A 12,397-nucleotide genomic window follows, 5' to 3' on the forward strand; every position below is an offset into this window, starting at 1 on the left:
CCGCTCACCGCTCACCGCTCACCCCCCGACGCCGGGTCAGGTGCGCCGTGAGGTGCCCTGTACGGCGAGGACCACCAGGCCGACCCCGAGCCACACCGCGCCGACCAGCTGCGCCGACGTCGCCGCCTCCACGATCACCGCGACCAGGATCGCCGCACCGGCCACCGGGGCCACCACGTGCCGCCACCACTGCGGCGGCCCCTCCCTCCTCCGTACCGCGAACCACCCCACCACGCTCGCGTGCAGCAGCACGAACGCCGTCAGCGCCCCGATGTCGACCACCGACACGAGATGGTCGAGCCCGTCGTCCCGCCGCGCCGCCCACACCGCGGCCACCATCGTCACGGTCGCCGCGACCAGCAGCGCCACCCTCGGCACGCCCGAGTCCGTCCGCGCGAGCGCGTGCGGCAGCCGCCGCTCCCGGCCCATCGCGAACAGCAGCCGTCCGCCCGCGGCCTGGCCGGCCAGCGCCGCGAACGCCGCCCCGATCGCCTTGGAGACCGCGACCAGGTCGTGCAGCCAGCCGCCGACGGACGACTCCACGGCGTCGTAGAAGGCCGAGCCCTGCTTCGCGGGATCGGCCGCCAGCTCCGCCGACGACAGCGGCTCCAGCAGCGCCACCAGATACGTCTGGGCGACGAACAGCACCCCGGCCAGCGCCAGACAGAACAGCACCGCCCGCGCCACCTTCGCCGAGCCGCCGGTGACCTCCTCCGCGAAGGAGGCGATCGCGTCGAAACCGAGGTAGGAGAGCACGGCCACCGACACCGCGCCCAACACGGCGGCGAGCGAGAACGACACGTCACCGACGAACGGCGACCACCAGTCGCGCCGCGCCCCGTCCCGTACCAGAACGGTCACGGCCGACACGACGAAGACCAGCAGCACCACGATCTCCATCGCCAGCACGGCGAAGCCGACCCGCGCCGCCGCGCGGACGCCCCAGAGGTTCAGCAGGGTCGTGATCACCACCGCGATCCCGGTCCACACCCACCGGTCGACCTCCGGAACCAGCGCTTCCATGGCGATCCCCGCGAAGAGGTAGGCCACGGCGGGGATCAGGAGGTAGTCGAGCATCGCCATCCACCCGGCGATGAACCCGGGCCCCTCGCCCAGGCCCTTACGGGCGTAGGTGAAGACGGAACCCGCCTGGGGGGCGACCCGGACCATCTGGGCGTAGCTGTACGCGGTGAACGCCATGGCGATGGTGGCGACGACGTACACGAGGGCGACGGCGCCGTGCGACTTCGCGTCGAGGGTGCCGAAGACGCCGACGGGGGCCATGGGAGCGATGAAGAGCAACCCGTAGACGACGAGGTCGCGGAAGCCGAGGGTCCGCCGCAGCCCGGTGTGATCCGAGACCTGCGGCTCCTGCTGTGATTCCTGCGCCATGGGGGCAAGTCTCGGCCACGAAGTCGATCATCCGCCTGACCGACGCGGCCTTACGGCCATCCACGCGCGCGTGCGGCCCCGCATCAGTGGGACCTGACGGGTGGCTCGGCGAGTGGCACGAGCAGGGCCCTCATGGCGCGGCCTTACGATGGGACGCATGACTGCTACGCCCGCGACCAACCGCCCGAAGCGTGTCCTGCTCGCCGCTCCCCGTGGCTACTGCGCGGGCGTCGACCGTGCCGTGATCGCCGTGGAGAAGGCCCTGGAGCAGTACGGGTCGCCGATCTACGTACGCCACGAGATCGTCCACAACAAGTACGTCGTACAGACCCTGGAGCGGAAGGGCGCGATCTTCGTCGACCAGGCGACCGAGGTCCCCCCGGGCAACATCGTGATGTTCTCCGCGCACGGCGTGGCCCCGACCGTCCACGAGGAGGCCCGGCAGGGCCGGCTCGCGACGATCGACGCGACCTGCCCGCTGGTCACCAAGGTGCACAAGGAGGCCGTCCGGTACGCCGAGGCCGACTTCGACATCCTGCTGATCGGCCACGAGGGCCACGAGGAGGTCATCGGCACCTCCGGCGAGGCCCCGGACCACATCCAGCTGGTCGACGGCCCGGAGGACGTCGCCAAGGTCGAGGTGCGCGACCCCTCCAAGGTGGTCTGGCTCTCCCAGACCACCCTCTCGGTCGACGAGACGATGGAGACGGTGGACGCGCTGCAGGACAAGTTCCCGCAGCTGATCTCCCCGCCGTCCAGCGACATCTGCTACGCCACCCAGAACCGTCAGACCGCCATCAAGGAGCTCGCCGGACAGGCCGAGCTGGTGATCGTGGTCGGCTCGAAGAACTCCTCGAACTCCATCCGCATGGTCGAGGTCGCCAAGCAGGCCGGTGTGCCGGCGGCGTACCTCGTCGACTTCGCGAGCGAGATCGACGAGGCGTGGCTGGAGGGCGTCGCGACGGTCGGCCTCTCGTCGGGCGCCTCGGTACCGGACGTGCTGGTCGAGGAGGTCCTGGCCTGGCTCTCCGAACGCGGCTACGCCGACGTGGAGATCGTCAAGACGGCCGACGAGTCCCTGACGTTCTCGCTCCCCAAGGAGCTGCGCAACAAGGACCTGCGGGCGGAGGCGGCCGCGCTCCTGGAGGAGTGACCGCCGGCGGGAGTGACCGCCGGCGGCCGATTCCCCCTACCGTTGGGTCCATGAACGTCTTCGGAGTGGACATCGGCGGCTCGGGCATCAAAGGCGCTCCCGTGGATCTGGAGCGAGGCGCTCTCGTGGAGCCGCGCCACAAAGTACTCACCCCACAGCCCGCCACACCCGACGGTGTGGCGGGCTGCGTCGCGGAGGTGGTGGAGAACTTCGGCTGGTCGGGCCCGGTGGGCGTGACCTTTCCCGGAGTCGTGACCGGCTCCACGATCCGTACGGCCGCCAATGTCGACAAGGCATGGGTCGGCATCGACGCGGGCAAGCTGATCGGGGAACGCCTGGGCGGCCTCCCGGTGACGGTCCTGAACGACGCCGACGCGGCCGGGGTCGCGGAGATGACCTTCGGCGCGGGCCAGGGCCGCAAGGGGACGGTGATCCTGCTGACGCTGGGTACGGGCATCGGCTCGGCGCTCTTCGTTGACGGCCGGCTTGTGCCGAACACGGAGCTGGGCCACCTGGAGCTGAAGGGCCACGACGCGGAGAAGCGCGCCTCGACGAAGGCGAAGGAGGACGAGGACCTCAGCTGGGAGCACTGGGCGACGCGGCGCCTCCAGAAGTATCTGGAGCATGTGGAGATGCTGTTCTCGCCGGAGCTGTTCATCATCGGCGGGGGAGTGAGCCGCAAGGCGGACAAGTTCCTGCCGCTGATCGAGGGCATCAGGGCGGAGATCGTCCCCGCGGGCCTGCAGAACAACGCGGGAATCGTCGGCGCGGCGATGGCGGCGGCGGGCCGCTAGGACCTGACCGCGCGCCGCGCTTGCCGGGCTCCCGGGCTTCCCGCCCTGCTCCCCGGCCTCCCGGGTTTGCGGGTTTACGGCCCCGGGAGTCGGCTGAGGCATCGGCGGCCGCCACCGAGCGGGCGGGCGGGTCCGGCTACGACGCCGGGCGGCGCCCGCCCTGCGCGCCCGCGGCCGCGGCACGGGCGGCGGCGACGCGCTGCCGGCGCCCCATGTCCCGTACCTTCCTGACGCTGCTGATCAGCCCGGCGACCAGCGTGCCTCCGTACAGCCACCCGGCGTGGACGGCGAGGGCGGTGACGACGGCCATGGCCTGGCCGCCGAAGCCGCCCGAGCCGCCGGAGATGGGGATCACGCCGACGGCGAAGGCGATGGGCACGCTGATGGGGGCGGTGACGAGGTCGGCGGTACGGACCCAGAGCGCGGTCAGGGCGCTGACCGGCAGGAAGAGCAGGCCGTAGACGAGCGGCGACCCGTCGAGGAGCAGCCGGTCGAGGAAGCCGAGGACCAGCATGGCGGCGGAGGCGAAGAGCCCGGCTCCGAGGCCGGTCAGCCGGGGGTTCGGCATCCGCCGCAGGGCGAGCACGATCGGGGGCACGGGCCTGCCGCGTACGGGCTCGCCGGCCCGCTCGACCCGGCCTCGGCCGGGTCGCCCCGTACGGGCGGCGACGCGGTAGACGGCGGCGCCTTCGACGAGGGCGCCGGGCGGCGCGAGGGGGGTTTGCGGCCGCGGGCGCCCTTGAGGCTGACTTGTCCTGTGCTGCTCCACCCCACCAACGTAGGTCGGGTAGGGGCGGGTGACCGTCACGGGACACGCCCTTTGGGTGACCTTGGGGTGGAGTTCGACCGAGAGTCGACGGGGAACGTACGTCGCTGGCCGGTTCGCCACGCCCGTAAACTGGGGGATCGGCCCATCATCCGTACCGCCCACACCGCCTCCACACCGCTAGGGAAGTCGTCAACGTGTCGCTCACGATCGGAATCGTCGGTCTGCCGAATGTCGGCAAGTCGACCCTGTTCAACGCCCTGACCAAGAACGACGTGCTGGCGGCCAACTACCCGTTCGCCACGATCGAGCCGAACGTCGGTGTCGTCGGCGTCCCGGACGCCCGCCTCACCAAGCTGGCCGAGATCTTCAACTCGCAGCGCGTCCTCCCCGCGACGGTCGACTTCGTCGACATCGCCGGCATCGTGCGCGGCGCGAGCGAGGGCGAGGGCCTGGGCAACAAGTTCCTGGCGAACATCCGTGAGTCGGACGCGATCTGCCAGGTCATCCGCGCCTTCAAGGACGAGAACGTCGTGCACGTCGACGGCAAGGTCTCGCCGAAGGACGACATCGAGACGATCAACACCGAGCTGATCCTCGCCGACCTCCAGACGATCGAGAAGGTCCTGCCGCGCCTGGCCAAGGAGGCGCGGATCAAGAAGGACGTGGCTCCGAAGGTGGCGGCGGTCGAGGCGGCGAAGGAGATCCTGGAGAAGGGCGACACCCTCTTCTCGCACGGCATCGTCCAGGGTTCGGAGAAGGCGGAGCTGCTGCACGACCTGCACCTGCTGACGACCAAGCCGTTCCTCTACGTCTTCAACGTCGACGAGGACGAGCTGACCGACGACGCCTTCAAGGACGAGCAGCGGGCGCTGGTGGCCCCGGCCGAGGCGATCTTCCTCAACGCCAAGCTGGAGCAGGACCTCGCCGAGCTGGACGAGGAGGACGCCATGGAGCTCCTCCAGTCCGTCGGCGCCGAGGAGCCGGGCCTGGCGACCCTGGCCCGCGTCGGCTTCGACACCCTGGGCCTCCAGACCTACCTGACGGCCGGCCCGAAGGAGTCCCGCGCCTGGACGATCAAGAAGGGCGCGACGGCCCCCGAGGCGGCCGGCGTGATCCACACGGACTTCCAGAAGGGCTTCATCAAGGCGGAGGTCATCTCCTTCGCGGACCTCGTCGAAACGGGCTCGGTCGCCGAGGCCCGCGCGGCGGGCAAGGCGCGCATGGAGGGCAAGGAGTACGTGATGCAGGACGGCGACGTGGTGGAGTTCCGCTTCAACGTGTAGCGGGTGACATACCACCACTTCGCTGACGTAGTAAACATGCAGGTCAGAAGGGGTTGGGCTCAGTCGAGCCCGACCCCTTCGTCGTCACCGTGCTCGATTGGTGCTGGATATTCTGACGTGGGGTCAGGGGTAATCAGGTCTCGTAAACAGTGGACCGGTGCCCCACGTGAACGACCCAGACCATCAGCTCCCCGTTGTCGATCGTGTAGACGACGCGATAGTCGCCGACGCGCAGACGACGTCGTTCAGGCCGGGACACGAGTGCGGTGGTGTTGAAGCCGAGGGGGTCGGTCTCCAACTCGGTCAGTTTGGCCAGGATGCGCAGTGCCATGTCGCGAGGGATCTTCCGAAGCTCGGCCTGTGCCTCGGGGCGGAAGACGGTTCGGTACTCACTCACCGCGTGCCAGCGTCTCCCTCATGATGTCCTCGATCGGGATGCCGGGCGCGGGGTTGGCCATGCGCTCGTCGATGATCCGGTTGATCTCGCGCTCTTCCCACTCTTGGTACTTGCGCAGCACCTCGATGGAGACGACGGCGGCGACTTCCTTGCCCCGGCGTGTGATCACCGTGGGTACGTCGTCGCGGTCCGCGCGCTCCACGACCTCGGCCAGGTGTGCGCGCACGTCGCGGATGGACTCTACGGGCAGCGGCTGCGTCATGCGCCCAAGAGTACCGAGTGTCTCATGTGTACACAAGGGGCATTGTCGCGCTCCAGGCGCTGGGCGCACCGCAACCCTGCTGAATCTGTACCGGATGCGATCGTCGAAAAGGGATCTTGCTGGACGCCGGTGGTGTCCCCGACAGCCATCACGGAGTGACGGCCTTGCCAAGGACTCAGGACAGGAAAGGCTCCCCCGCCGCGGCGTGCGGAGCCGTTCACGACCGGTGTGCCACCGTGGGGCCGACCTGCCATGAGAAGTGGATGGCGTCGTGGTGAGTCAGCACCGTGTCGTAGGTGAAGAGCATTCCGGTGAAGTTCTTCTGGGCGGCGGCAAGATACTCGTCGATGCCCGCGGTGCTGTGGGCGTCGATGGTCGGATCGATGCTCTGGTGGGAGGAGAAGGGCGTCCATCCGAAGGGCCTGAAAATGCCCTCAGCTCTCGGGCCTCAGCCCTCAGGAAGCAGGTCCAGCTGCCCCAGCAGTTCCAGCTGGTCGAAGTAGATCCGGTAGCTCACCACGCGACCGTCCTTGACCGTAGCCAAGTCGACTCCGCGCATCGTCACGTTTCTGTCCGTCGGTGGCAGGGTCTCGCCCGTGGGGAGCGGGATCGGGCCCGTGTTGCGGCCGCTGAAGACCCCCTCGTCGATAGCCGTGTCGCCGATCTCGTACGTGTGCACCGGCGTGTACGTCGCCTCCGGGATGGAGCCCGTCATCGTGCGCCAGTACTCGACGATCGCCTCGCGGCCCCGTAGCTCGCCCGCGTCCGGGGTGATCGCCACGGCGTCCTCGGCGAAGAGGTCGGCGAGGGTGTCGAGGTCCGCGGTGGTGATCGCTTCGGTGAGGCGGTCCATGACCGCGCGTGCCTCTCCCATGATCCACCTCCTGGTACGGATCCGGGTGGTGCCTCCGCCCTCATTTTCCCACCTCTCCGCCGTGACCGTGGGGCGGCGGCCCGGCAATCCTGGGATCTTGAGGGCACAGCAATGACGAACGGAGCAGCCATGTCGTATCCCGAGCCCCGCTACCACGGTGAGAAAGGCGAGGTCAGCGCCTCCTTCCGCCGTGCCGACGCCCCCGCGGAGCTCACCGTCGGCAACGGCACGCAGACCCACTATCTGGCCACCACCGCCTCCACCGGTGGTGAGTTCGGCCTCTACCGCGTCGACATGACGCCCAGGGCCGGCGGCCCCGGTACGCACTTCCACAAGACGATCTCCGAGAGCTTCTTCATCCTCGACGGGACCGTCCGCCTCTACGACGGTGCCCGGTGGGTCGATGCGAAGAAGGGCGACTTCCTGTACGTGCCGACCGGCGGGCTGCACGCCTTCCACAACGAATCCGACGCCCCCGCGTCGTTCCTGATCCTCTTCGCGCCGGGCGCGCCCCGTGAGGAGTACTTCGAGAAGGTGGGGACGGTCGCGCGGATGTCGGACGAGGAGCGGACGGAGTTCTTCCTCAAGCACGACACCTACTGGACGGACTGAGGGGTGACGCCCGCCGCGAGGCCCGTCTTCGCCCCCGCCCCGCACAGCGGTACGACGCACCGGCCCGGCTGCGGCGCCGCCCGCACGGCCGCCCAGCAGGCCACGCCCGTCGGCTCGACGAAGAGTCCGCGGCGCGCCAGGTCCCGCTGGGCGGCCCGGATCTGATCGTCCGTCACAGTCAGGAAGGTGCCGCCCGACGCGCGGACCGCCCGCAGGATCTGGCGGGCGCGAGGCGGGTCCGGGATGGCGATACCCTCGGCGAGGGTGGGCTGTGCGGCCGCCGGTGCGGGCAGTTCGTCCTCGCCCGCGTGGAAGGCCGACGCGAGCGGGGAGACCGCCTCGGCCTGTACGGCGACGAGCGCCGGGCGGCGGTCGACGAGTCCGTGGCCGTACAGCTCGTCCACCGCCAGGGCGGCGCCCAGGAGGAGGGTGCCGTTGCCGACCGGGACGACGAGCGTGTCCGGCAGCCGGCCGCCCAGGTCCTCCCAGAGTTCGTACACGTACGTCTTCGTGCCGTGCAGGAAGTGCGGGTTGTAGACATGCGAGGCGTAGAACGCGCCGGGTGCGTCGGCGGCGGCGCGGGCCGCCCGCGCCGTGGTCTCGCGGTCGCCCGCCACCACCGTCAGGCGTGCCCCGTGCGCCCGGATCTGCTCCAGCTTCTTGGGGGACGTGCCCTCCGGTACGTACACGGTGCAGTCGAGGCCCGCCCGCGCGCAGTACGCGGCGATCGCCGTTCCCGCGTTGCCGCTGCTGTCGGCGAGCACATGGCTGAGGCCGCCGGCCTGGTGGAGGCGGAGGGCGAGTTCGGCGAGCATGGCCGCGCCCCGGTCCTTGAAGGACAGCGTCGGCATGAGGAAGTCGAGTTTGGCTGAAACGGTGTCAGTGAGCGGTACGAGCGGTGTGCGGCCCTCGCCGAGGGTGACGGTGGGTGCGTGCGTCGCCAGCGGCAGCGCTTCCTCGTAACGCCACAGGGAATTCACGCGTGACGTGAGGGACGCGCGTGACACCGCCCCGCTCGTGAACTCGAGATCCCAGGGACCGCGGCACCGGGGACAACACCAGGTGAGGGCGTCCGCGGGGGCGTGGACCTGGCATCGGGGGCACACGTAGGCCGTCATGAGCGCCAGGATGACAGGCGTATGGCGTATCTGTGACAGGGCGTCCGGAGGCCTTGTGTGATTCCTATGGATCCGTCAATCTTTCGCTCGGCAGCCGGATGCTCGAAACGGTGAGGACACCTCACGGTGGCCTTGGAGCCCTGTTTTGACATGCGCATGCCTTCCCCCACAGCAGCGCACCACCAATGAGGAGGATCCCTCACATGTCAGTGATGCGTGATTCGCGGCGCAGACTCGCCGCGGCCAGCGCCATAGCCGTCGCCGCCCTGGCTCTCGGCACCGCCTCCGCCCTCCCGGCCACCGCCGCCGAGGCCGCCCCGGAAGGTGTCATCCAGAACGCCGGAGCCCCCGGAACCGTCGCGGGCAGCTACATCGTCACCCTCGACGAGTCCGCCCCGGCCGAGTCGGCGGAGGGCCGCGCGGTCGCGGCCGAGTACGGCGCGAAGATCAAGAAGACGTACACCTCGGCGCTCAACGGCTACTCCGTCGAGCTCTCCGAGGCACAGGCCAGGAAGCTCGCCGCCGACCCAGCGGTCGAGTCCGTCGTGCAGAACCGCGTCTTCAAGGTCAACGCCACCCAGCCCTCCCCGCCGTCCTGGGGTCTGGACCGGATCGACCAGCGGGCCCTTCCGCTGAACCAGAGCTACACCTACCCGGACAGCGCCGGCCAGGGTGTGACGGCGTACATCATCGACACCGGTGTACGGATCTCCCACAGCGACTTCGGCGGCCGCGCCGCCAACGGCTACGACGCCATCGACAACGACAACGTCGCCCAGGACGGCCACGGCCACGGCACGCATGTCGCCGGCACCGTCGCCGGATCCGCCCACGGCGTCGCCAAGAAGGCCAAGATCGTCGGCGTCCGCGTGCTCAACAACCAGGGTTCCGGCACGACCGCGCAGGTCGTCGCCGGCATCGACTGGGTGACCCGCAACGCCGTGAAGCCGGCCGTGGCCAACATGAGCCTCGGCGGCGGCGTCGACTCCGCCCTCGACACGGCCGTGCGCAACTCGATCGCCTCCGGCGTCACGTACGCCGTCGCCGCGGGCAACGACAACTCCAACGCCTCCAACTACTCGCCCGCGCGGGTCTCCGAGGCCATCACGGTCGGCTCGACGACCAACACCGACGCCCGCTCCAGCTTCTCCAACTACGGCAGCGTGCTGGACATCTTCGCGCCCGGCTCGTCCATCAAGTCGGCCTGGAACACCAGCGACACCGCCACCAACACCATCTCCGGTACGTCGATGGCGACGCCGCACGTCGCCGGCGCGGCCGCGGTCTACCTCGCGGGCAACCCGACGGCGACCCCGGCCCAGGTGTCGACGGCGCTGACCAGCGCCGCCACGTCGAACGTGGTGACGAGCCCGGGCACCGGTTCGCCGAACAAGCTGCTGTACATCGGTGACGGCGGCACCACTCCGCCGCCCGGTGGCAGGTTCGAGAACACGACGGACTACGCCATCGCCGACAACGCGACCGTCGAGTCCCCGGTCACCGTCAGCGGCGTCTCGGGCAACGCCCCCTCCGCCCTGCAGGTGCCGGTGAACATCGTGCACACCTACATCGGTGACCTCCAGGTCCAGCTGATCGCCCCCGACGGAACGGCGTACACGCTGAAGGCGTACGGCTCCGGCGGCAGCGCGGACAACATCAACACCACGTACACGGTCAACGCCTCCTCGGAGGTCGCGAACGGCACGTGGAAGCTGCGGGTCAGCGACAACGCGAACTACGACACCGGGAAGATCGACTCCTGGGCGCTGCAGTTCTGAATCGCTCGCCCGTGAGGCCTGTGAGGCCTCTGTGAGTGGTGCGGATGAGTGAGGGGGCGGTCGTCGGCGGACGACCGCCCCCTCGGCGTGTCCACCGACGCCGCGCGCTTCGGCGGATGGCGCCATACCCGCGGTAACGCTCGCTCAAAGATAAGTCATCACATCGAGTGAAACTTTGGCCCATGCTTGCGGGTGGACACCGAGGGTTGTCAGGCTGTAGCTGTCCGTCAACCTGAGGGGAGTGTCCAGTGACGTTCGGTGAGCAGCCCGCCTATCTCCGCGTGGCGAGCGATCTCCGGGAGAAGATCGCCAACGGCTCGCTGCCGCCGCACACCCGGCTGCCCTCGCAGGCGCGCATCCGCGAGGAGTACGGCGTGTCGGACACCGTCGCCCTGGAGGCCCGCAAGGTCCTGATGGCCGAAGGTCTGGTCGAGGGCCGATCCGGCTCGGGGACGTACGTACGGGAGAGGCCGGTGCCGCGCCGGATCGCCCGCTCCGGGTACCGCCCGCCGTCCGGCGCCAGCCCCTTCCGGCAGGAACAGGCCGATGACGGCGCGCGCGGCACCTGGGAGTCCACGAGCGAGCAGGAGCAGGTGAGCGCGGCCGTGGCCGCCCGGCTCGGCATCGCGCCGGGGGAGCGCGTGATGCGCACGCGGTACGTCTACCGGGACGCGGGGGAGCCGATGATGCTCTCCACCTCCTGGGAGCCTCTCTCGGTCACCGGCCGGACGCCCGTGATGCTTCCCGAGGAGGGTCCGCTGGGCGGCTGCGGGGTCGTGGAGCGGATGGCGGCCATCGACGTGGTCGTCGACAACGTGGTGGAGGAGGTCGGCGCCCGTCCGGGCCTCGCGGAGGAACTGCTGGCGCTCGGCGGGGTGCCCGGCCATGTGGTGATGGTGGTCGAGCGGACGTACTACGCCTCGGGGCGGGCGGTCGAGACCGCCGATGTCGTCGTTCCGGCCGACCGCTACCGGATCGCGTACCACCTGCCCGTACGGTGATCTGACGGGCAGACATACCGTGACCTGACGGGCAGGCAGGCGAACGGACCGCCGCGTACGAGCCGCGTGGGCCCCCGTGACGGCGTCTCAACTTTTCCGCGCCTCACCTCCATCGCTCTCCCTCCCCGGCCTCCCGGGGCGTGACCTTCGGCCTCCCTCCGTCGGTTCCCGGCCGCATTCGTCTCTCTTTGTGAAAATCCATATCCGCTGTGTAAAGGTCAGGCGTAGGCTCGGGCATATGCGGATTGCGGTTTCCTGGAGATCCTTAGAGACGCCCGGACCGGCGGAGGGAGAAGCCCGATGACCGACAGTGGCCCTGTCCTTTCCTGGCTGGTCATACGCCAGGACGACAACGGCAACCGCTATCGCGTCGGACGGTACGCGACCAAGGACGAGGCTCAGAAGATCGCCGACAGCCTCGACGACAGCGGGCACAAGCAGCTCTACTGGGTGGAGCGCATCGGCCAGCCCGCCGTCTGAGCCCCGCGGGTTACGCTCCCGCCCATGACAGATCGCAGCGCCGACCACGTGGTCGTGGTCGCCGGAGCCGTGTACCACCGGGGGCGTCTGCTGGCCGCGCGCCGCAGCGCCCCCGCCGAGCTCGCGGGCCGCTGGGAGCTGCCCGGCGGCAAGGTCGAGCCGGGGGAGAGCCCCGAGGCCGCCCTCGTCCGTGAACTGCGCGAGGAGCTCGGCATCGAGACGGAGCCGGGCGAGCGCGTCCCGGGCGAGTGGCCGCTGAAGCCCGGCTATGTGCTTCAGGTCTGGACCGTCCGTCTGCTCTCCGGTGAGCCGCGCCCGCTGCAGGACCACGACGAGCTGCGCTGGCTGGCCCGCCACGAGCTGGCCTCCGTCGACTGGCTCGACCAGGACCGGCCCGCCGTCGCCGAGGCCGGGCTGCGGCTGCCGGCCGTCCCGGCGGACGGAGTGCGCGGCTGAGCTGTACGCCGTTCGTGCCACCGTGCGC

The 12,397-nt window shown here is 69.9% G+C and carries 14 protein-coding genes; 8 read left to right on the plus strand and 6 right to left on the minus strand.

Annotated elements, in window-relative coordinates; translation table 11 throughout:
* Window positions 1–36: 36 nt before the first annotated feature.
* Window positions 37–1,392: an APC family permease gene (locus ACIRB4_RS03940; RefSeq protein WP_403288253.1), complete on the minus strand. Its 1,356-nt coding sequence runs from the start codon at window positions 1,390–1,392 to the stop codon at window positions 37–39.
* Between the two features lie 148 nt (window positions 1,393–1,540).
* On the opposite strand from ACIRB4_RS03940, the gene ACIRB4_RS03945 reads away from it, so the two are divergent.
* Complete coding sequence (locus ACIRB4_RS03945) at window positions 1,541–2,545, plus strand: 4-hydroxy-3-methylbut-2-enyl diphosphate reductase (RefSeq protein ID WP_403288255.1); 1,005 nt, start codon at window positions 1,541–1,543, stop codon at window positions 2,543–2,545.
* 50 nt (window positions 2,546–2,595) lie between these two features.
* Complete coding sequence (ppgK, locus tag ACIRB4_RS03950; protein WP_403288256.1) at window positions 2,596–3,339, plus strand: polyphosphate--glucose phosphotransferase; 744 nt, start codon at window positions 2,596–2,598, stop codon at window positions 3,337–3,339.
* Between the two features lie 136 nt (window positions 3,340–3,475).
* On the opposite strand, the gene ACIRB4_RS03955 is transcribed toward ppgK, so the two are convergent.
* Window positions 3,476–4,108 (minus strand): DUF6542 domain-containing protein, encoded by a 633-nt coding sequence (locus ACIRB4_RS03955; RefSeq protein WP_403288257.1) that lies wholly within the window; start codon window positions 4,106–4,108, stop codon window positions 3,476–3,478.
* A 194-nt stretch (window positions 4,109–4,302) separates the two neighbouring features.
* On the opposite strand from ACIRB4_RS03955, the gene ychF reads away from it, so the two are divergent.
* The gene (gene ychF / locus ACIRB4_RS03960) at window positions 4,303–5,391 is read left to right on the plus strand and encodes a redox-regulated ATPase YchF (protein ID WP_403288258.1); all 1,089 of its coding nucleotides are present in this window, start codon (window positions 4,303–4,305) and stop codon (window positions 5,389–5,391) included.
* A gap of 133 nt (window positions 5,392–5,524) precedes the next feature.
* On the opposite strand, the gene ACIRB4_RS03965 is transcribed toward ychF, so the two are convergent.
* From ACIRB4_RS03965 to ACIRB4_RS03975, 3 genes are all read right to left on the minus strand, one after another.
* Window positions 5,525–5,788, minus strand: a complete 264-nt coding sequence (locus ACIRB4_RS03965) for a type II toxin-antitoxin system RelE/ParE family toxin (protein ID WP_403288259.1) — start codon at window positions 5,786–5,788, stop codon at window positions 5,525–5,527.
* Window positions 5,781–6,050 carry a type II toxin-antitoxin system Phd/YefM family antitoxin gene (locus ACIRB4_RS03970; protein ID WP_097874608.1) on the minus strand — a complete coding sequence of 90 codons (270 nt, stop codon included), beginning with the start codon at window positions 6,048–6,050 and terminating at the stop codon, window positions 5,781–5,783. Before ACIRB4_RS03970 ends, ACIRB4_RS03965 begins: the two co-directional genes overlap by 8 nt.
* A 448-nt stretch (window positions 6,051–6,498) precedes the next feature.
* Window positions 6,499–6,924, minus strand: coding sequence for a nuclear transport factor 2 family protein (locus ACIRB4_RS03975; protein ID WP_403288260.1), 426 nt, complete (start codon window positions 6,922–6,924; stop codon window positions 6,499–6,501).
* 129 nt (window positions 6,925–7,053) lie between these two features.
* Here ACIRB4_RS03975 and ACIRB4_RS03980 point away from each other — a divergent pair, with 129 nt between their 5' ends.
* Window positions 7,054–7,536: a cupin domain-containing protein gene (locus ACIRB4_RS03980; RefSeq protein ID WP_403288261.1), complete on the plus strand. Its 483-nt coding sequence runs from the start codon at window positions 7,054–7,056 to the stop codon at window positions 7,534–7,536.
* Here ACIRB4_RS03980 and ACIRB4_RS03985 read toward each other — a convergent pair.
* A complete protein-coding gene (locus ACIRB4_RS03985) occupies window positions 7,521–8,654 on the minus strand; it encodes a threonine synthase (RefSeq protein ID WP_403288262.1) in 1,134 nt (377 codons plus the stop codon). The two genes, ACIRB4_RS03980 and ACIRB4_RS03985, sit on opposite strands and share 16 nt — an antisense overlap.
* A gap of 203 nt (window positions 8,655–8,857) precedes the next feature.
* Between ACIRB4_RS03985 and ACIRB4_RS03990 the strand changes: the two genes are divergently transcribed.
* From ACIRB4_RS03990 to ACIRB4_RS04005, 4 genes are all read left to right on the plus strand, one after another.
* Window positions 8,858–10,432: a S8 family peptidase gene (locus ACIRB4_RS03990; protein WP_403288263.1), complete on the plus strand. Its 1,575-nt coding sequence runs from the start codon at window positions 8,858–8,860 to the stop codon at window positions 10,430–10,432.
* A 248-nt stretch (window positions 10,433–10,680) separates the two neighbouring features.
* The gene (locus ACIRB4_RS03995) at window positions 10,681–11,433 is read left to right on the plus strand and encodes a GntR family transcriptional regulator (RefSeq protein ID WP_403288264.1); all 753 of its coding nucleotides are present in this window, start codon (window positions 10,681–10,683) and stop codon (window positions 11,431–11,433) included.
* Window positions 11,434–11,733: 300 nt separating this feature from the next.
* Window positions 11,734–11,913, plus strand: coding sequence for an SPOR domain-containing protein (locus tag ACIRB4_RS04000; RefSeq protein ID WP_403288265.1), 180 nt, complete (start codon window positions 11,734–11,736; stop codon window positions 11,911–11,913).
* A gap of 24 nt (window positions 11,914–11,937) precedes the next feature.
* Entirely contained in the window at window positions 11,938–12,369 is a 432-nt protein-coding gene (locus ACIRB4_RS04005) for a (deoxy)nucleoside triphosphate pyrophosphohydrolase (protein WP_403288266.1), read from the plus strand.
* Window positions 12,370–12,397: the final 28 nt, after the last annotated feature.

The sequence above is a fragment of the Streptomyces sp. NPDC093600 genome, from assembly GCF_044764755.1.
GTDB lineage: Bacteria > Actinomycetota > Actinomycetes > Streptomycetales > Streptomycetaceae > Streptomyces.